This window comes from Arthrobacter sp. 135MFCol5.1 (assembly GCF_000374865.1).
In the GTDB taxonomy this organism is placed as follows: Bacteria; Actinomycetota; Actinomycetes; order Actinomycetales; family Micrococcaceae; genus Arthrobacter.
On the sequence record NZ_KB895452.1, the window covers coordinates 706,465 to 725,364 of the forward strand.

At 67.1% G+C, this 18,900-nt stretch carries 19 protein-coding genes; 12 read left to right on the forward strand and 7 right to left on the reverse strand.

Annotation, left to right across the window (positions count from 1 at the left end; genetic code table 11):
- The first annotated feature begins 4 nt into the window (after nt 1-4).
- Complete coding sequence (locus tag C563_RS0103305) at nt 5-328, forward strand: hypothetical protein (protein ID WP_018760610.1); 324 nt, start codon at nt 5-7, stop codon at nt 326-328.
- A 168-nt stretch (nt 329-496) separates the two neighbouring features.
- On the opposite strand, the gene C563_RS0103310 is transcribed toward C563_RS0103305, so the two are convergent.
- Entirely contained in the window at nt 497-946 is a 450-nt protein-coding gene (locus C563_RS0103310; protein WP_231369822.1) for a hypothetical protein, read from the reverse strand.
- 62 nt (nt 947-1,008) lie between these two features.
- On the reverse strand, nt 1,009-1,527 hold the full coding sequence (locus tag C563_RS0103315; protein WP_018760612.1) for a MarR family winged helix-turn-helix transcriptional regulator: 519 nt from the start codon (nt 1,525-1,527) through the stop codon (nt 1,009-1,011).
- A gap of 217 nt (nt 1,528-1,744) precedes the next feature.
- Between C563_RS0103315 and C563_RS0103320 the strand changes: the two genes are divergently transcribed.
- Nucleotides 1,745-2,497 (forward strand): ANTAR domain-containing protein, encoded by a 753-nt coding sequence (locus C563_RS0103320; protein WP_018760613.1) that lies wholly within the window; start codon nt 1,745-1,747, stop codon nt 2,495-2,497.
- Between the two features lie 503 nt (nt 2,498-3,000).
- Here the strand turns inward: C563_RS0103320 and C563_RS0103330 are convergent.
- A complete protein-coding gene (locus tag C563_RS0103330; protein ID WP_018760615.1) occupies nt 3,001-4,215 on the reverse strand; it encodes an MFS transporter in 1,215 nt (404 codons plus the stop codon).
- A gap of 28 nt (nt 4,216-4,243) precedes the next feature.
- Nucleotides 4,244-5,488, reverse strand: a complete 1,245-nt coding sequence (ftsW, locus tag C563_RS0103335) for a putative lipid II flippase FtsW (RefSeq protein ID WP_231369823.1) — start codon at nt 5,486-5,488, stop codon at nt 4,244-4,246.
- Nucleotides 5,489-5,688: 200 nt separating this feature from the next.
- On the opposite strand from ftsW, the gene C563_RS0103340 reads away from it, so the two are divergent.
- The 4 genes from C563_RS0103340 to C563_RS0103355 all read left to right on the forward strand — a co-directional run bounded on the left by C563_RS0103340 (nt 5,689) and on the right by C563_RS0103355 (nt 9,253).
- Nucleotides 5,689-7,224 (forward strand): LCP family protein, encoded by a 1,536-nt coding sequence (locus tag C563_RS0103340; RefSeq protein WP_018760617.1) that lies wholly within the window; start codon nt 5,689-5,691, stop codon nt 7,222-7,224.
- A gap of 71 nt (nt 7,225-7,295) precedes the next feature.
- Nucleotides 7,296-7,622: an ArsR/SmtB family transcription factor gene (locus C563_RS0103345; RefSeq protein WP_026264332.1), complete on the forward strand. Its 327-nt coding sequence runs from the start codon at nt 7,296-7,298 to the stop codon at nt 7,620-7,622.
- Nucleotides 7,619-8,326, forward strand: a complete 708-nt coding sequence (locus C563_RS0103350) for a cation transporter (RefSeq protein WP_018760619.1) — start codon at nt 7,619-7,621, stop codon at nt 8,324-8,326. Before C563_RS0103345 ends, C563_RS0103350 begins: the two co-directional genes overlap by 4 nt.
- A gap of 3 nt (nt 8,327-8,329) precedes the next feature.
- Nucleotides 8,330-9,253, forward strand: coding sequence for a cation diffusion facilitator family transporter (locus C563_RS0103355; protein WP_018760620.1), 924 nt, complete (start codon nt 8,330-8,332; stop codon nt 9,251-9,253).
- Between the two features lie 51 nt (nt 9,254-9,304).
- Here the strand turns inward: C563_RS0103355 and C563_RS0103360 are convergent, their stop codons facing one another.
- On the reverse strand, nt 9,305-10,474 hold the full coding sequence (locus C563_RS0103360; protein ID WP_018760621.1) for an acyltransferase family protein: 1,170 nt from the start codon (nt 10,472-10,474) through the stop codon (nt 9,305-9,307).
- A gap of 158 nt (nt 10,475-10,632) precedes the next feature.
- Here C563_RS0103360 and C563_RS0103365 point away from each other — a divergent pair, with 158 nt between their 5' ends.
- Entirely contained in the window at nt 10,633-11,355 is a 723-nt protein-coding gene (locus C563_RS0103365) for a GAF and ANTAR domain-containing protein (RefSeq protein ID WP_231369824.1), read from the forward strand.
- A gap of 303 nt (nt 11,356-11,658) precedes the next feature.
- Here C563_RS0103365 and C563_RS0103370 read toward each other — a convergent pair whose 3' ends face one another.
- Nucleotides 11,659-13,107, reverse strand: a complete 1,449-nt coding sequence (locus tag C563_RS0103370) for an FAD-dependent monooxygenase (RefSeq protein WP_018760623.1) — start codon at nt 13,105-13,107, stop codon at nt 11,659-11,661.
- A 703-nt stretch (nt 13,108-13,810) separates the two neighbouring features.
- Between C563_RS0103370 and C563_RS0103375 the strand changes: the two genes are divergently transcribed.
- The 5 genes from C563_RS0103375 to C563_RS0103400 all read left to right on the forward strand — a co-directional run bounded on the left by C563_RS0103375 (nt 13,811) and on the right by C563_RS0103400 (nt 17,351).
- Nucleotides 13,811-14,143, forward strand: a complete 333-nt coding sequence (locus C563_RS0103375) for a hypothetical protein (protein WP_133830423.1) — start codon at nt 13,811-13,813, stop codon at nt 14,141-14,143.
- Between the two features lie 143 nt (nt 14,144-14,286).
- Entirely contained in the window at nt 14,287-14,622 is a 336-nt protein-coding gene (locus C563_RS0103380; protein WP_018760625.1) for a YciI family protein, read from the forward strand.
- On the forward strand, nt 14,622-15,869 hold the full coding sequence (locus C563_RS0103385) for an RNA polymerase sigma factor (protein WP_026264333.1): 1,248 nt from the start codon (nt 14,622-14,624) through the stop codon (nt 15,867-15,869). Before C563_RS0103380 ends, C563_RS0103385 begins: the two co-directional genes overlap by 1 nt.
- A 311-nt stretch (nt 15,870-16,180) precedes the next feature.
- On the forward strand, nt 16,181-16,810 hold the full coding sequence (locus C563_RS0103390; RefSeq protein ID WP_018760627.1) for a TMEM175 family protein: 630 nt from the start codon (nt 16,181-16,183) through the stop codon (nt 16,808-16,810).
- A 178-nt stretch (nt 16,811-16,988) separates the two neighbouring features.
- Nucleotides 16,989-17,351, forward strand: a complete 363-nt coding sequence (locus C563_RS0103400; protein WP_018760628.1) for a hypothetical protein — start codon at nt 16,989-16,991, stop codon at nt 17,349-17,351.
- Nucleotides 17,352-17,391: 40 nt separating this feature from the next.
- Here C563_RS0103400 and C563_RS0103405 read toward each other — a convergent pair whose 3' ends face one another.
- A complete protein-coding gene (locus C563_RS0103405; RefSeq protein WP_026264334.1) occupies nt 17,392-18,900 on the reverse strand; it encodes a dihydrolipoamide acetyltransferase family protein in 1,509 nt (502 codons plus the stop codon).

Here is an 18,900-nt window from a genome sequence, read left to right on the forward strand (position 1 = left end):
CAACGTGAATTCGAAGCTTAATATCGTGGTCCGGATTGACCTGGACCACAGCAAGGCCCAGGTGATTGCAAAGGGGCATATCACCATCCACAGCATTAACGCACTCTATGTCGTGGCCAAGCGTGCCAACTCCCTCAAAGGGGGCCTGGACCTGGAGCTTGATATCTCCAGCGCCTGGGTGGACGAGGATGCGCTGGAAATGCTCCGTTCCGCAGCCCGGTCCAGGCACCTGCCGGCCAAGATCGATCCCGGCCAGGCACCCTGCACCATCAGCGTGCTGGCTGACCGGCGGCATCGTTCCGCGACGCCTGCCCGCCAGGCCGCATAGCCCGTCCCGGCCGCTCGCCGCGCCCCCTGATCGGGCCAGAGCCGGCCGGCCACATTTTCCTCTCCCGCTTTAACCAACGAAGTGCAGCTGCACCCGAACAGACGGGTGGCTGCACTTCGTGACGTCATGGCTTTCTTCCGGGAGTTTCGGGTCGAACAGCTCCTGGACCTACAGCAGCCGGTCGCTGCCGGCGAGGAACTCCCGGAGTTCCATCTGGGTCAGGCCCGCCGCGTCGCTCAGGGCGTCCGGCGCGGCACCCAGCCGGGAGGCGCCGCGCACGGCGTTGGCAAACCCCTCCTGCGCGGCATCCAGCTCCCACTGGATGCTTTCCACCCGCGCGGAGGCCAGCCGGACCGCTTCCAGTGGATCTCCGGCAGGTTCGCTATCCAGCCTGTACCCGCAGGCACATGACCATTCGGAGGAGCCGAGCTCAAGTGGAGCCCAGCCGAGGGAAGCAATGGGGACCGGGGAGGCCGTCATTTCCACGCCGCAATGCATGGGGGCCGCGGGTGCCGTGATGTCCAGCGCCACGCTTTCCGCGGGCCGGGCGGGAGTCTCGGTGTCTATCGTCACCGGGATCGAGTGCCCGGCCGCCTGAGGTTCAAGTACTGCAGTCATTCGATCCACCATCCGATAGTTCACTAACAATGTAGCTAGTCTAACTAGGATTACTTCGTTGTCTACCGGGATCCAATGTGCGGAGCCATGTTGACGGCGTCCACCGCCTCGCGCATGCGCATCAGGAAGTGCATCACCGCTTTGATTTCCTCCGGCGACAGGGACTCGGCGGCCTCGAGCATGCGCTTATGCATTTGGTTGAGGTTATGCCGGACTTCCTCGTCGGCTCCGGGTGCGGGCCGGAGAATGATGGCGCGGCGGTCCGACGGGTGGCGTTCACGCGTTACATGGCCGCTGGCAACCAGCCGGTCCACGAGCGTGGTCATGGAGGCCGAGGTGATTCCCAGCCGGCCTGCCAGTTCCGTGGGGCGTACGCCCACGCCGGCGGCTTCTGCGTCAATGAGGTACCGCAGGGCCAGGAGATCGGTCTCCCCCATGGCGGGCGACGAGCGGGTACGCCGGCGCATGGCGGTTTCGGATGTGCGGAACTCCCGGAGGGCGTTGATCACATCAACGGCCCTGGGCTCTGTGTCTTCCAGGGTGGGGTACGAGTAGCCTTCGCTTGCACCATGCGGGGTCATGCGAATTCCTTCGATATCCTACTTGCTTGACTGTCTAACGAATCTATCGTAGCCCATCCGCCGGCCCGGCCCCCGAAGAGCTCGGGCAAGTACCTGCGCCGGCCGCCGGAAAAAGTAGAGTACCGGCTACTCGTGCACCCGCCCTGGCCACCCAATAAATTGCAAGGAAACCTGCGGCGGCCGATGCCACTGGGTACGACTTGAATGGGGGTGCGGGGTGGCGGTTGGCCCGGCGCATAACAGGGGACCCGAACGGCAAGGGTTCCTGCTGGACCTGATAACAGGTACCGAGGACGACGCCGGCTCCCTGCAGACGCTCGCCGACGCAGCGGCCAGGTGGCTCAGTACGACGGCCGGCTCAACGATCGAGTGCGGCGCCGTGCTGCACAGGCAGCGAACCTACGCCGCCGGTGCCGGCAGCACACCGGGAGCAGCCCGCTTCGCGGCGGCCGAGGAGGAACACGGAGACGGGCCCACGGCGCTGGGCGTGGGGTTGTCAGCGCCCGTGGTGGTCAACCCCACGGGCTCCGCCGCGCGCTGGCAGGCGTACCGTCACCGGTTGCTGGACGGCGGATACGGAGCGGCATTGGCCCTCCCCCTCGAACTGCGGCCCGGATCGTCGGGAGCCCTGGTGTTCCTGGCCCACGGCAACTACGCCTTCATCACCCGGATCACCAACGAGGCGGCCTGGTTTGCCGGGGTGGCCTCACAGAGCCTGAAGCTGGCCTTGGACGTCCACGGCGTCATCCGCTCCGGGGACAACCTGAAGCAGGTGCTGGAGAGCAGGACCTCCATTGATGTGGCCTGCGGTGTGCTGATGGCACAAAACCGCTGTTCCTACCCCGAGGCCTTCAGCAAGCTCGCCGGGGCGTCGCGGCACCGCAACCTCAAGGTCCGCAGCGTTGCGGACAGCATCCTCAGCACCATGCCCAGCGGCGCCACCCGGTTTGAGCCCCCGGCGTTTGCCTGAGGACTACCGGAAGGGCAGCGGCATACCGGTACCCGGAGGGGTTAGTGGCGCGCCCGCGCCCGGATGAGCCCGGCCGCGACGAGCCCGGCAGCTCCGAGGGAAGCCAACATGCCGCCGAGAGCCACGAAGTAATCTGTAATGGTCATTGCCCTGCGCTCCGTCCATGCCACTGAAACTGCCTGATGAGCCCAAGCTACGCGCCGAGTCTCAGCGTTTCCCGAAGGATCGCCAGCAGGTTTGGTCAAGATCTGATGAAAATCAGCTGCGGGCATCCACATAGTTCGGTTCCCCGATCTTCCCTTTGGCGGGGCGTTCCGTATTATTCATGCATGTGGACAAAACAAAGCCAGAGCTACTGCCCCACCTGCGGCAGGGCCACTAAGCACGTCACGCACTTCCGAAAGGACGACGCCGGCTCGCTGGTTGCGGAGGTCCGTTGCAGTGAGTGCCCCGAGATTGAGAGTGCCGTCGCCTGAGTCCCTTCGGCGCCTCCTCCGGCCGGCTTATGGCCTGCCGGCGTGCGGACGGACGACGACGAAGATCACCAGGGCCACTGCCTGCACCCCGGTGATGGTCACCGCCAAGGCCGGAATTGATTGTTCATAGAGCAGGCCGATGAGGAAGCTTCCCGCCAGCCAGGCAAGGCCGTAACAGGCAGTGAACATCCCGTATGCACTCCCCCGCCGGGCTGCGGGTGCCAGCCCCGCGACGCCGGCCCGCATGGTGCTTTCCTGGACCCCCATGGCCGCTCCCCACACCAGCACCCCCGCCACCGCGAGCACTGTGTTGTTGCTAAAGCCAAGCCACGGGACTGCTGCGGCCAGCACCGGCAGGACCACGAGGACTTTCAGGCCCACCCGGTCAAAGAGCCACCCGGAGGCCAGGGCCGCGACGGCGTCAACTCCCATGGCCACCGCGTAGAGGACCGGGACCAGCGCGGGCGGAAGCAGTCCGGCCTGCACCAGGTGGAACGAAAGAAGCCCGAACGTGGCGTAGCCAAACATGGTGAGGCTGCTGAACGCGGCGTAAATCCAGTACTGCCGGGGCAACGGGGCAGCCCTGCCGGGCGGTGCGGGTGGAGCCCCAGGACGGGCATCGGCCTGCGGGGTGGCGGGTTCCGCGGGCGGCTGGCCCGGGACGGTCTCGTAGGCGGCCGGGTCCGGCACCTTGTTCTTCAGCCAGAACAGCAACAGCATGGCCGCCAGTCCGGGGATGGCCAGCAGCAGGAATCCCGGCCCGTAGCTTCCCGTCAGGGCGAGCGCCGCCCCCACCAGGAGGGGCCCCAGCAGTGCTCCCACCTGGTCCAGCGCTTCGTGCAGCGCAAAGGCCTTGCCCTGGCCCAAGGCGGAACCGGCCTCAGCCAGCATGGTGTCTTTGGCAGGGCTCCGCACGGCCTTGCCCAGCCGTTCGGCCAGGACCAGGAGGCAGGCGATCCACAGTGCATTGCTGATGCCCAGGAGCGGCACGGACAACGCCGTGAGGGCATAGCCGGAGATGGCAAGGGACCAACGCAGTGCCGGCCGGTCCGCGAGGCGCCCGAACAGCAGGCGGAGGACCAGGGCGACGGCTTCACCCGCCCCCGTGACCACGCTGACGAGGAGGGCCGAGGCACCCAGGGCGCCCAGGTAGGGCCCGGTGACGCTCCGCGCGCCCTCGTACACCATGTCCATCAGGGCACTGACGATCCCGAAGGCCACAATGAAGCGGACAGCCGTCATTGGCGTTCCCGGAACGGCCCTCCCGGCGCTACCGCTGGTATTCGTGTTCCCTCACCCGCTTCGCCGGGGCGGCAGCTTTGGCCGGGGACTTGCTGTCCGGATGTTCCGGCCGGGTCACGGCCAGGATCACCCCGATGCCAGCCAGGGAAGAGACCATGGCCGAGCCGCCGTAGGAGATGAACGGCAGCGGGACACCGATGACCGGCAGCAACCCGCTCACCATGGCGATGTTGATCACCGCCTGCCCCAGGATCCAGGTGATCACGCTGCAGGCAACGATCCGCGAGAAGGTGTCCGTGGTGCGGGCAATCGTCTTGAAGACCGTGATGGCAAGGATCGCGAACAGCCCGAGGACCAAGAGGGTGCCGGCCAGCCCAAGTTCTTCGCCCAGGATGGAGAAGATGAAGTCGTTGTGGGCTTCCGGGATCCAATTCCATTTCTGCCGGCTCTGCCCCAGGCCCACTCCGAACCAGCCGCCGGAGGCAAGCGCGTATGCGCCGTGCTGCGCCTGGTAACCCATGCCCTGGGCGTCCTCGTCCGAACCCATGCCCAGCCAGGACGAGATCCGGCCCATCCTGTTGCCGCTGGTTGCCGCGAGGACCAGGGCGGCCACAACGCAGATCAGGCCGGCCACGGAGAACACCTTCATCCGAACCCCGCCGTAGAACATGGTGGCGGCAAGGATCAACATGATGATCATGGTGGTGCCGAGGTCGTGCCCCAACGCCACGATGATCATGATCAGCCCGCCGGCGGGGCCCAGCGGTACCACCGCATGTTTCCAGTTCGCCAGCAGGGCCTGTTTCCGGTCCAGGATGGCCGCGGCCCAGACAATCAGCGCCAGCTTGGCGAACTCGGAGGGCTGGGCGGTGAATCCGCCTACGCTCAGCCAGTTCCGGTTGCCGTTCACGGACATGCCCAGCGGCGTGAACACCAGGACCAGCGCTGCCAGTGACCCGATCAGCATGGGCCAGCCCAGGCGCCGGATCCGCCGCACGGGCATCCGGGCCAGAAGCAGCATGATCACCACGCCTGCAACGGTCCACATGGCCTGCTTGAGGGGGAGATCGTACGGATTGTTTCCTGCCGCCACGGATTCCACGGACGACGCCGACGCCACCTCCACGAGCCCGATCGCCGAGAGCGTGAGGACCACGGCCAGGATCAGCGGCCGGAGGCGACCCGGCGAGTCATCCTCCAGCCAGAGAGTAAATCGTCCCCATCCGGGCCGGCCAGGGCGGGCCGCGCTGCGTTGTTTTTGAGCTGTATCCATCTGTCCGTTCCTCAGCCTGCACCCCGGGCTTCCTCCACGGCCGGGCCCATCTCCGGGGCGGGTACCGCCGAGAAAAAAGAGTACGCCCCCGCCGCCCGGGGACCGCACCGGCGCGGCCGGGAAACCGGCATTCTGGGGAAATTGCCAGCTTGGCCCTGTAGGGTAGCGGAAACCTGTCCCCTCCCGAAGGTCATTTCGTCGTGTTCGGTTCCAGAAAATCTCCCGGCCCGGAACAGGAAGGCTCCACTCCCGTTGCCTATCCGGGCCAAGGCGAGCTGTACGCCGCCAGTTCCCGCCACAGCAGGCCCCGCCGCCGTGCCCCGCGCTGGGTCAAGGCTGTGGTCGCCGTCGTCTCCGTGCTCCTCCTCGGCGTCCTGGCGTTCGGCGGCTACTGGGCCTGGCGCCTGCAGTCCAACATCAGCACCGCGGCGCTGACCGCCGGTGGCGAACGCACCGAAGGTGCGGTCAATGACAGCACGGACCGGATGCAGATCCTGGTGCTGGGCTCGGACACCCGGAGCGGGAACAACAGCGAGTACGGCAGCGCGGACGATTCCTCCGGCTACGGACAGTCCGACGTAATGATGCTGCTGGACATCTCGGCGGACAACAAACACGTCAACGTGGTGAGCTTTCCCCGCGACCTCCTGGTGAACATCCCGGCCTGCACGGACCCGAAGACCGGCCAGAAGTATCCCGCACAGCAGGGCGCCATGATCAACAGCGCCATGAAGCAGGCTGGAATCGGCTGCGCAGTGGACACCGTGAACAAGCTCACCGGCCTGGAGATCGACCACTTCATGATGGCCGATTTCAACGCCGTCAAGGAACTGTCCAACGCGGTGGGCGGCGTGGACGTATGTGTCAGCGACGCCGTGGACGATCCCGATTCCGGGCTGCACCTGCCCGCCGGCACCTCCCAGGTGCAGGGTGAACAGGCGCTGGCGTTCCTGCGCACCCGGCATGGTTTCGCCAACGGCGGGGACCTGGGCCGGATCAAGGCCCAGCAGGGATTCCTGGCCTCGCTGACCCGCAAACTCAAGTCCGAGGGAACACTCAGCAACCCGCAAAAGGTACTGACCATCGCTGATACGGTCACCAAGAACCTGACCGTGGATTCGGGGCTGTCCTCCGTGCCGTCGCTGCTGACCATCGCCAACCGGCTGAAGAACATCGATCCGGCGAGCGTCAACTTCATCACCACTCCCACCGTCCCGGCACCGCAGGACCCCAACAGGCTGGCCCTGGACGAGCCGGCGGCCGCCAACTTCTTCGCTGCACTGCGCAGCAATCCGGACCTGAGCCAGCCGGCCACCGCCGCCCCCACCCAGGCACCCGCGACACCCGCGGCACCCGCCTACGACAAGGCGCTGCAGCCGGTATCCGTTGCCAACGGCACCGGCGTGACGGCCCGAAGCACTGCCATCGCCGGCCTGTTGGCCGACGCCGGCTTCACCAAGGTGACCAAGCTCCAGGCCACCGTCCGCACCCAGACCATGGTCTACTACAGCGCCGGGTATGAAGACGTGGCAGCGGACGTCGCCGCACTGTTCGGCCTGCCGGCCGGCAGCGTCCAGCAGGTGGCCAACATCCAGGGCGTGCAGCTCTCTGCCGGCACCGACTTCGTGACGGGCACCAAGCCCGCCACACCGCCGTCGTCAGCTGATTCCGGGAGCGTGGTGGCGCAGACCGGAAGCGACCAGACCTGCCAGGCCACCAACACCTCCGGCTACTAGCAACCCGGGGACCGTCGCAGTCCCCAAAGTACACAGTTGCCTGAATACAGCCAGCTATGTACTTTGGGATCATGCAAACCCTCACGCAGGCTCCCGTGCTGGCCCGGTTCGGCTACGCGGTCTCAGACCCAACCCGCGCCCGTGTCCTCCTGGCGCTTTCCGGGGCAGCCTCGTACCCCTCGGACCTGGCGGACAGCCTCGGCGTGTCACGGCAGAGCATGTCCAACCACCTGGCGTGCCTGCGCGGCTGCGGCTTGGTGGTTGCTGTTCCGGACGGCCGGCGCACACGCTACGAGCTCGCGGATGCCCGGATCGGCCACGCCATCACGGACCTGATCAACGTGGTCCTGGCCGTGGACCCCACCTGCTGCGGCCCCGACGGGAACGTGGCGCGATGACAGCACTCCACATGCCCGGCACGGAACGCCGGCGGGTCCTCAGCCGCCGGATCCGGCTCTTTGCAGCGGCCACCATCACCTACAACGTCATCGAGGCCGCCGTGGCGCTGTGGGCGGGCGGGGTGGCCGACTCCTCGGCCCTGATCGGCTTCGGGCTGGACTCGGTGATCGAGGTGGCGTCCGCACTGGCGTTGTCCTGGCAGTTCTCCGCCAAGGACCCGGAGCGGCGCGAGCACCTGACGCTGCGGATCATCGCCGTGTCCTTCTTTGCCCTTGCCGCGTTCGTTGCCGTGGACGCCGTCCGCTCGCTGGCAGGCGCGGGAGAAGCGCAGCACTCGGTTCCCGGCATCGTCATCGCGGCCCTGAGCCTGGCCGTCATGCCCGTCCTGTCCTGGGCCCAGCGCCGTGCCGGCCGCGAACTCGGCTCCCGGACGGCAGTGGCCGATTCGAAGCAGACCCTGCTGTGCACCTACCTCTCCGCCGTGCTGCTGGTTGGCCTGGTCCTGAACAGCGCCTTGGGCTGGTGGTGGGCGGACGCCGGGGCAGCACTGGTCATTGCGGCAATCGCCGTCCGTGAAGGCGTCAGCGCGTGGCGCGGGGACCCCTGCTGCGCGGTTCCGCACGCGGAGCAGGACCCGGCCGGCGACGACTGCTGCGGGCCGGCTCCGCAGTCCTTGGGCATGCCCACCATGAGGAAAGGCTGACCCGTGGGCAGCGGACACAGCCACTCCCACGGCGGAGCCGACCACCACGGCCAGCGCGGAAAGCTGCTGCTGGTTTTCGGCATCACGTTTACCGTGATGCTGGCCGAGATCCTCGGAACGGTCCTGACCGGAAGCCTGGCCCTGCTGGCGGACGCCGGGCACATGTTCACCGATTCCGCGGGGCTCCTCATTGCCGTGATTGCGGCATCCCTTGCCCTGAAGCCTGCCACCCACACCCGCACCTGGGGTTACAAGCGCGCCGAAATCATCGCCGCGGCCGGGCAGGCCGCATTGCTGCTGGGCGTGGGCGGATTCGTCATTGTGGAGGGCATCCGCCGGCTGTTTGCCCCTCCCGAGGTGGGCGGCTCCCTCATGCTGTGGTTCGGCGTCATCGGCCTGGCCGGCAACGCGGTGGGGCTTGTGGTGCTCGCCTCCGGCCGTCACCACAACTTCAACATGAAGGCCGCGTTCCTCGAGGTGCTCAACGACGCCCTGGGTTCCATCGCGGTGATCGTGGCAGCACTGGTCATCGCCCTGACCGGCTGGACCCGGGCGGACGCCGTCGTGTCCCTGCTGATCGGTGCGCTGATCATCCCGCGCACCCTCAGCCTGCTCCGGGACACCGTGAACGTGCTGATGGAAAGTACTCCCCCGGGCCTGGACCTGGCCAAAGTACGGGAACACATCCTGGCCCTGCCGCACGTCATCGACGTCCACGACCTGCACGCTTCACTGGTGGCCTCGGGCGTTCCGGTGTTGTCCGCCCACGTCACCGTGCAGGATCAGTGCATGCGCGACGGGCACTCGGCAAGCATCCTGGCCGACCTGCAACGCTGCGTGGCCAAGGACTTCGACGTCAGCATCGAGCATTCCACCTTCCAGATCGAACCCGCTGCGCACCGTGACCAGGAAAGCATCCAGCACTGACGGCACAGGCCGCCTGCCGGCCGGGCCTTCGGCCGCCGGGAGCAGAGTGGCTCAGGCGGCCACCGGCTCCTTGGTGCGTTCCCGTGGTACCGGCCCGACGGCGGGTTCCAGCTTTGCGTTGGCCCACTGCCGGAGCGGCCGCTCCACAAAGCGGAACGACGCGTACGCCACCAGCACGGTGAGGACCGCGGTCAGCGCGATCCGGAGGGGCAACGCCGGGATCAGCCGCATCAGCAACAGGTACACCGGCAAGTGCCAGAGGTACATCGCATACGACAGGTCGCGGCCGGGGTTGGCAAGCCACGGGTGGCTCAGGATCCGTGCCAGGAACCCTGCCGGCTCAAGCACCAAGGCTCCTATCAGCACCGCTGACAACAGGGCGAGCACCGCGGGCCCGGCAGCCCAGAAAACCGTGAACCACACGCCAGGCGTGTCAGGTTCCCGGAACAGGAACAGGGCGGCCCCCAGAGTAATGGCCGCCAGCGGGGCTCCCCAACGGGCCACGGACACCAACCCACCGTGCAGCCGGGAGCCGGTCCGCACGGAAGTGAACAGCAGGGCCAGTGCGCAGCCAATCAGCAGCTCGTCGGCGCGGGTATCCGGGCCGTTGTAGATCCGGGCCAGCGGCTGGCCCTCGGTGACCAGCAGGATCCGGTTCAGCAGGAACGCGCCGGCCACCGCCAGCGTGGCGAAGGCGACGGTGCGGACCTTCCACAACCGGAGCATCACCAGCAGCAGGAGCGGCCACACCAGGTAGAACTGCTCCTCAACGGCCAGGGTCCAGGTGGGGCCCAGCGTTTCCCCGGCGATGGAGTCGCCGAACACGCCAAAGTGCGCCAGGTTCATCACGTAGGCCGCGGCCGGCAGGACGAACCCCGCCTGTCCGCCCCAGCCCGAGGCCGGGAACAGGAGGCCTGCCACGAGGATCACCGCGCAGAGCGCCAGCAACGCCGGCCAGAGCCGGGCCAGGCGCTTGGCGTAGAAGATGCCCAGGTGGAGGCGGCCGGTGGTGCTCCACTCCTTCATGATCAGCAGCGTGATCACGAAGCCGCTGAGCGTGAAGAAGACGTCGACGCCGATGGATCCCCCGGGGACAAGATCGGTGGCCGTGTGAAAAAAGAACACTCCCGCCACGGCGATGGTGCGGAGCCCGTCCAGGGCATGCTTGCGCCCGGCGATGAGCCCCGTTCCGGGCAAGGCCGGGCGCTCCGCGGCTGACAAAATTCCACTGCTTGACCTAAAAACCACTAAGCAAGCATATATAACGTTTCCATAACTGCCCTGTGTGGAAGCTGGGCGGACGCTGAAAACGGGTCCCAACATCGTGGCTTGTGGCCGGCCGGCGCGCCTTCTACATTGAACACATGGTGGACCAGGACATGGCAGAAGATTTCGAGCGGCTCGTCGAACTGATCGGCGGCACGGAAGACATCAAATCCGTGTTGGACGCCATCACCACGTTTGCGGCGGCCACCATGACGGACACCACCGGCACGCCTATTGAATGCGCCGTGACCCTGCGCCGCCGCAAGCACACGGCCACCATTGGCGGCAGCAGCGATACTGCGGTGGTGCTGGACAGGATCGAGCAGACACTGGGAGACGGGCCCTGCGTCGACGCGCTGGAGACCGGCGTCCCCGTCCTGCTGGGTGACGTGGACTCCGACCCCCGGTGGCCCGAGTACCGCCAGGCCCTCGCAGCCGCGGGCATCGCCAGCGCGCTGGGGGTGCCCATGAAACTGCAGGACGACGCCGGGGCCGTCCTGGATTTTTTCGCACCCGCCAGCGGGCTCTTCAGTGAGCGGGCGGTGTCCGAGGCGGTACGGTTTGCGGACATGGCGGGCATGGCCCTGCGCCTGGCTATCCGGATAGCGTCCGCGGACCAGCGTGCCGAGCACTTGAAGGCCGCGATGGACACCAGGACCGCGATTGACGTGGCCTGCGGGATCATCATGGCGCAAAACCAGTGCAGCAAGGACCAGGCGTTTGAAGTACTCCGCCGGGCCTCCAACACGCGGAACCAAAAGCTCAACGATCTTGCCCAGTCGCTGGTGGACCGGTTCACGGGCTCCCAGCCCACAGCCGCCTACTTCGAGGATTGAGGTTGCACGCCGGCGGCGTTCCCCGCCGGCCCGGGAGCCAGCGACGCTGCTGACTCCCGGAGTGTACGGCGTGGATGTGGCCCACCCCCGAATCATGGATTTCCCTTGGGCCACATCCGCGCCAGCTAGGGGGGAGGCGGATGCACGCCCGGAAGGGGCTCGGGTGTTGTGGGGAGAACGGTCACGGATATCCTCAGACGGTGCGTTGCTGGCCGTCTGCCTGACCTTGGGCCAGCCTACAAGCACCTGCCTTCCGGCAACAACGTGCAAGCGCACAATTTTCTGTCAAGATCATGCAAGGATTCAGCGGGCTGGACCCAACCACTCCGCCATCGCTTCCGGCAGGCCCGACGCCGAGTGCCCGCCGGCCCAGGCCACGTAGCCGTCCGGACGCACCAGCACTGCAGTGGGTGCAGGCACCACGCCCAGCACCGGAAGCTCCCACGCGCCGTCGTACGTCCCGGAAACCTGCCGCACCCGCCCAGTCCACGCACCCGCGTCCAGGCCGGCACCGCCCAGTTCCAGCAGCACTGGCCGCGCCTGGTGCAACAGCTCATAAACCCGCACGGATCCCCCAACGGTGGCGATATCCAGGTCGGGCATCCGGCGTCCCACGAGGGGGTGGCCCGTGCCAGGACCGTAGGCGACGTCGAGGCCGGTGACCAGTGCCGTCACCGGATCGGCAGCGCCCTCGCGGCGGAGGACCTCGTCCAGCAGGTCCCGCAGCGCCTCCTGCCGGGGATCGGCCTTCTGGAACAGGGACTGCGCCATGGTGTATTTGAGCGCGCGGGCGCCTGCCGGGTGGCGTTCGGCATGGTAGGTGTCCAGCAGGTGGTCCCCGGCTATTCCGCGGACCACCTGCGCCAGCTTCCAACCGAGGTTCACGGCATCCTGGAGGCCCAGGCCAATGCCCTGCCCGCCGGTCGGGGAATGGACGTGGGCGGCGTCGCCGGCCAACAGGACGCGGCCCTTCCGATAGGACTCCGCCTGCCGGGTGGCGTCCGTGAAACGCGAGAGCCAGGCAGGGCTGTGCACGCCGAAGTCCGTGCCGAACACATCGGTCAAGGCGCGGCGCAGGTCCTCCAGCGTGGGCTCGGTGGCGGGACCCAGCTCCGCTTCTGTCACCACCACCCGGACCATGCCGTCTCCCATCGGGTACAGCCCGTGGGTGCCGCGGGCATCCACTGTGCCCTGCTGCACGGGTTCGCCGGCCACCTTCACCTCCGCGATCAGGCTGCTGCGGGTGGCGTCCGGGCCGGGGAAGTTGATCCCCGCCGAGCGCCGCACCACGCTGCGTCCGCCGTCGGTGCCCACCACAAACCTGGCCCGCACGGGTCCGCCGCCGGCGAGCTGGACGTCGGCGCCGTCGTCGTCCGCAACCACGCCGGTGACCTCCACGCCCCGCCGGACCTGCACGCCCAGCTCCTCTGCCCAGCCCAGCAGCAGCCGCTCGATGTGGTTCTGGAACAGAGCCAGCGTGAACGGGTGGCGCGTGGGCAGGCCGGCCAGGTCCAGCTGGGTGGCGCCAAACGTTGCCGCCTGAACGGTCTTACCCTCGGCGAGGAACCGCTCCGCGATGCCGCGCTGGTCCAGCAGTTCAATGGTTCGCGCGTGGATTCCACCGCCGCGGGAACCGGCCAGTTCCTGGGACGGCCGCCGCTCCAACACCAGCGCCTCCACGCCCGCCAGGCGCAATTCCGCCGCGAGCATCAACCCCGTGGGCCCGCTCCCCACAATCACCACATCATGCATGTTGTCCCCGCCCGTTCCTGCACCCGCCAGCCGGGATGCGGCACCCAGTATGCGTCAGCCCGGGGGCCTTGCGGCAAGCCCCCCGGAGCGCGGTACCTTGGAAATACAGGGAAGACTGCCGCCCCAAAAGCAGGCGTGCCGCCTTCTCCAGGTTGGGGGTCCCTGAGAAGGCGGCACTGCGTCCAAAGTACTTGCCGGCGCCTGCGGCACAGCCCGCCAACTGCGCTTTCGGCCGAAACTTTAACGATTCCTTTACGCCGGGCGGAACGGCCCGCCCCCAGGACGCGCGTGCGTCATCGACCAATGGGCACGCCGTTTACGCCGAATTCACCCGCCTTTACACCTGTCAAGACTGTTTGCGCCACACCGATCCTCCGTACGCTGTGGCGTAGGCCGCACAGCGGCCAAGGACGCCACACAGCGCCGTTCCGGTGCTGCACACAGGGCATAGCCCCGACTTTGCATGGCGAACGGTCTCCTCCCCGTCTTGGTGGTGCGCCAACCACATTGCTCAATTCAGGCAAAAATGGAGAAACCAAAAATGAGGAAAATACTAGTGCGCCTGCTTCTGGCGACGCTCTTGGCAGCGATGGCGCTGCTCGCTCCACAAGCGGTCCAGGCCGCCCCGCCGGTCCCGGCGTATCCTGCGTGCCCCGGTTTTGACGTCACGCTCAGTTCGACCGGTGGGACACAGGACGTCCGCATGACACGAATCAAGGACGGAATCATCTACACCGTCGTCGCCGGCCGTGGAACAACCATCACGGTGACCAATGCCGAATCCGGAAAGTCAGTAACGTTCGGCACGAAGGGTTCGGTCACCAGGAGCGCCACGGACATCGCCACCGGCGACATTACGTGGTCGCTGTCCGGCGCAAACCTGGTCCTGTTGTTCGACAAGGTTGACCTCGGCGGACCGTCCACCATCCTGTACACCGGTGTGGTCAAGTACACCACTGACAGCAACTACACCCTGACCCAGCCCTTCCAGCAGCAGTCAGGCACGCAGCGGAACATCTGCGCTGAGCTGGGCTAGGCGGACACTCGTCCGGGCGGCGGCATAAACTCCGCTGCCCGGGCGAACTTTTTTAGAGCGTTGTCGATCCGGGCTTCCCCCGCGCGTCGTATGGGTAGGGGCTCCAACAGTGGGCTCTTATTGACAAGCGAAGGGAGTTCAAAATGTCCAAGTATCTGATCCTGATTTACCAGGACGAAGCGGTGACCAGGCAGGCCGAAGGCGAGTCGATCAGCGCCAACTACCAGGAGTTCATGGAACGCCGCGGAGCGTCCCTGATCAGCGGCGCCGCCCTCCACCCGTCCTCCACGGCGACATCCATCCGGCGCGACGGGGCCGGCGGGTTCGTGGTGACGGACGGCCCCTTTGCCGAGTCGAAGGAGACCCTGGGCGGCTACTATCTGGTGGAGGCGGCCGACCTCGACGAAGCGCTCCAGATCGGCAAGGAGGTGCCCGCCGGCGTCGGGGTTGAGGTGTGGCCGGTCCGGGTGGTCAGCTGATGGCGCGGGCCGCCGGCTCGGAGGTTGCAGCCGCGGTTGCCCATGCGCACCGCCGGGAGTGGGCGTTCGTGCTGGCGGCCACGGTGCGGGTTGCCGGGGACATTGACGCCGCTGAGGAAGCCGTCCAGGACGCGTACGCCAGCGCCTTGTCCACGTGGGGCGGGAACGGCATCCCGAGCAATCCCGGGGCTTGGCTGACGGTGACAGCACGACGACGGGCTTTGGATATGCGGCGCCGTGCGGCAACGGCGCAACGGGCTCTGCCCAAGCTCCTTGGCCGTGAGGACGACGACGGCGGGTTCACAGATGGGGACGATATTCCGGATGACCGGCTGAGGCTGATTTTTACCTGTTGCCACCCTGCCCTTCCCTTTGAGGCACGGGTGGCCTTGACGCTGCGGCTGCTCTGCGGACTGTCCACGGCCGAGGTGGCGCGGGCGTTCTTGGTCCCCGAGGCCACCATGGCGGCCCGCATCACCCGGGCGAAGAAGAAGATCACGGCCGCTCACATCCCCTACCGGGTGCCGTCGGCGGACGAGCTGCACGAGCGCGTGGACGGAGTCCTGTCGGTGGTGTACCTCGTGTACACCACCGGGCACACGGCGCCGTCAGGAGCCGACCTGATGCGCCGGGACCTTGCCGAGCGCGGCGTGGAGCTTGCCCGGCTGCTGCGTGAACTGCTTCCTGCCGACCCCGATGTGGCCGGGCTCCTGGCCCTGGTCCTGCTGACAGAGGCGCGGCGGGATGCCCGGGTGGACGGGAACCGGGACCTCGTCCTGTTGGAGAACCAGGACCGGTCCAAGTGGGACCGGCACGCCGTCACGGAGGGAGTGGCGCTCCTGCGCGAGGCGCTGGCGTCCCGGCCGCCCGGCCGCTTTGCCCTCATGGCAGCCATCGCTGCCGTCCATGACGAGAGCGGGTCCTGGTCCGGCACCGACTGGCAGGAGATCCTTGGCCTTTACGACCTGCTGATGGAGCGGTGGCCCTCCCCCGTGGTCCGGCTCAACCGGGCCATCGCCCTGGGCTTCGCGGTGGGGCCGTCCGAGGGGCTGGCAGAACTCGATGCGCTTGGCGCCGAGCCGCAGCTTGCAAGGTACCCGTACCTGGCTGCGGCGCGCGGTGACTTCCTGGTCCGGCTGGGCCGGCCGGATGAGGCGCGGGTGGCGTTCGAGGAGGCATTGATCCTGACGGACAACGAAGCCGAGCAGCGTTTCCTCCGTGCCCGCCTGTCCGGCCTGGCCGGCTGACGCCGCCAGTTGCCGGTTCGCCGTGGCCCGCGGCAAAGGGAAAGCCCCTCCTAGGAGGGGCTTTCAACGTAGTGGTTGTCACTTGGCTTCCGATAGTGGTCGGTGTTGATGCACTCCCCCTTCCCGGACGCCCCCGGGCGCCCATCCGGACTATGACCTAAATCACTTTATAGACCTCCGGCTAGGGCGTAAAGACCCTAATCGAAAAAAGGCACGGCGTTCGACGGCGGGGCGCGGCCGGCGTCTGACATCGCAGCGACCGGTGCCCAAGCCAGCGACCGGGCATTATGCTTCTGACGGAGGGCAGAACTGTGAACAAAAACCGGCTTGAGGCGTTCAGCGATGGCGTGCTGGCAATCATCATCACCATCATGGTGCTGGAGCTGCGAGTACCTGAGGAGCCCACCTGGCATGGCGTCGCCGGGGTGCTGCCCACCTTGCTCAGCTACCTGCTCAGCTTCGTCTATGTGGGGATCTACTGGAACAACCACCACCACCTGATCCAGATTGCGGACCGCGTCAACGGTGCCATCCTCTGGGCCAACCTGCACCTGCTGTTCTGGCTCTCCCTGTTCCCCTTCACCACCCGGTGGATGGATGAGTCCGGGTTCGTAGAGGTGCCGGTGCTGGTCTACGGCATCAACCTTCTCGCCGCAGCCATCGCTTTCTACATCCTGGAGCAGGCACTCATCCGCGAACAGGGCAAAACCGGGGCCGTCGCCCAGGCCCTGGGGCGCGACTGGAAAGGCAAGGCCTCGCCACTGATCTACCTCGTCGGCATAGCCCTGACCCTCGCCCAGCCGCTCCTGGGTATCGCCGTGTACACGGTGGTGGCGCTGATCTGGCTGGTCCCGGACCGCCGCGTGGAGCACTTCGTGTACCGCGCCCACCAGCCCGGCGACGCCAACGGCCGGGACCTCCCCGGCCACACCACGCCCTAGGTTTCCTTTCGGCGGGACCTATTCCTCTGGTCCGGGACCATCCCCGGAGATGCACTGGTACCAGCAGGTGCCAGTGCATCCCGCCCGAAAGGAAACGCAGAATGGCCAAGGACACCGCGCTGGCCGCCGAGGGGACTCCCGAAGCAGCCCCGGGGTCACGATGGGAAGCCGTGGCAACGTGACAGCCACGAAACACAATCCGTCCGCCGTGGCAGCAATCAAGGCAGTCCACACTCTCGCGTGGCTGTCGATTGAGCTATGCGTCGTCTACGTGCTCGTCACCGGCTTGGCCGGGCGGACCGACAAGCGCGTCGGCGTGGCGGCGGCAGTGGTCGCCGCCGAAACCCTGGTATTTGCCGCCAACGGATTCCATTGCCCCCTCACCGGCCTCGCGAAACGGTACGGCGCCGAAACCGGCTCGGTCACGGACATCTACCTGCCAAAATGGTTCGCCCACAACCTTCCGGCCATCCACACTCCCCTGCTGGTGCTGATGGCCTACCTCCACATAAGGAACATCCGCCGAGGGCTGGCCGGCTAAGGGCCAACCTACCGGCGGCGCTCGTCGAACGTGGAGGAGCTCAGATGTCCGCCAGCAAGGACGTGGGGTTTTCGATGGCGTCCGCCACGAAGCGGAGGAAGCCGCCGGCGGTGCCACCGTCGCACACCCGGTGGTCGAAGGTGAGGGTGAGCTCGGTGACCTTGCGGACAGCGAGCTCACCGTTGACCACCCAGGGCTTGTCGATGATGCGGCCCACGCCGAGGATGCCCACCTCCGGGTGGTTGATGATGGCAGCGGATCCGTCCACGCCGAATACGCCGTAGTTGTTCAGGGTGAAGGTGCCGCTGCCGAGTTCGGCGGGTGTCGCCTTGCCGTCCCGGGCCACCTGCGTGAGGCGGCGGATTTCCGCGTCCAGTTCCCGGGCGCTGAGTTTCTCGGCGCCGCGGACGGAAGGCACCACGAGGCCGCGTTCGGTCTGGGCCGCGAAGCCGAGGTTGATCCCGTCGAACGAGACGATCTCCTGCGAGCCGTCCTCCGCTGTTTCGATCCGCGTGTTCAGTTCCGGGTACTTCTTCAGCCCGGCGGTGACGAACCGGGCGATGAAGGCGAGCAGGCCCGGAGCTTCCCCACCCTTGGCTTTGAGTCCTTCCCGCAGCTCCATCAACGCCGTGGCATCCACATCCACCCACACGGTCGCTTCCGGGATTTCCGAGCGGCTGCGCGCCATGTTTGCGGCCACTGCCTTCCGGACACCGCGGACAGGAGTGCGGGCGGAGACGGCAAGACCCGTGCGGGGGTCTGCGGTTTTGGTTTCGACAGGCTCAACCGCCGGGGTGCGCCTGGTTTCCGCCGGCTCGACCGCCGGGGTGGAGATGGCCGCTTCGACGTCGCGGCGCATGATGAGGCCACTGTCGCCGGAGCCTTGGAGGCCGCCGAGATCGACGCCGTGCTCCCGGGCCATGCGCCGGACCAGCGGTGAAATCACCGCGCCGAGCTTGCCGGGGACGCGGGTGCGCAGGAGGCTGAGGTCGTCCTCGGTGGTGTTGACAGGCTTGGTTTCGACAGGCTCAACCACCGAGAGCGCGGCTTTGGGAGCACGGGTGCGCCGGGCAACGCCGTGACCGCCGGGAGTGCCATAACCGATCAACACATTCCCCGACCCGGCCTTCTCCTCTTCCCGGTAAGTCTCGGCTGCAGCCTCTGAGGCAGCTGGCGCGGATGATGCCGCCCCGGGAGTGGCATCGGGCCTTCCTGAGCCGGACGACATGCTGCTTGCAGCATGGTCGTCCGGCGAAGGGGCGGGGGCGGCGTCATCCGCGTCAGCCCCACCGGCGACACCAGTAAAGAGCGGCGTCACCGAGATCAGCGGCTTCCCCACATCCAGGGTCTCCCCCGGCTTCCCGTGCAGCTCGGTGACGATCCCCGCGTACGGGGACGGAACCTCGACGGCGGACTTTGCGGTTTCCACCTCGGCGATCGGCTGGTCAACAACAATCGTGTCCCCCACCGAAACGTGCCAGGCAACGAGTTCGGCTTCGGTCAGGCCCTCGCCCAGGTCCGGCAACAAAAACACACGTGCTTGGCTCAT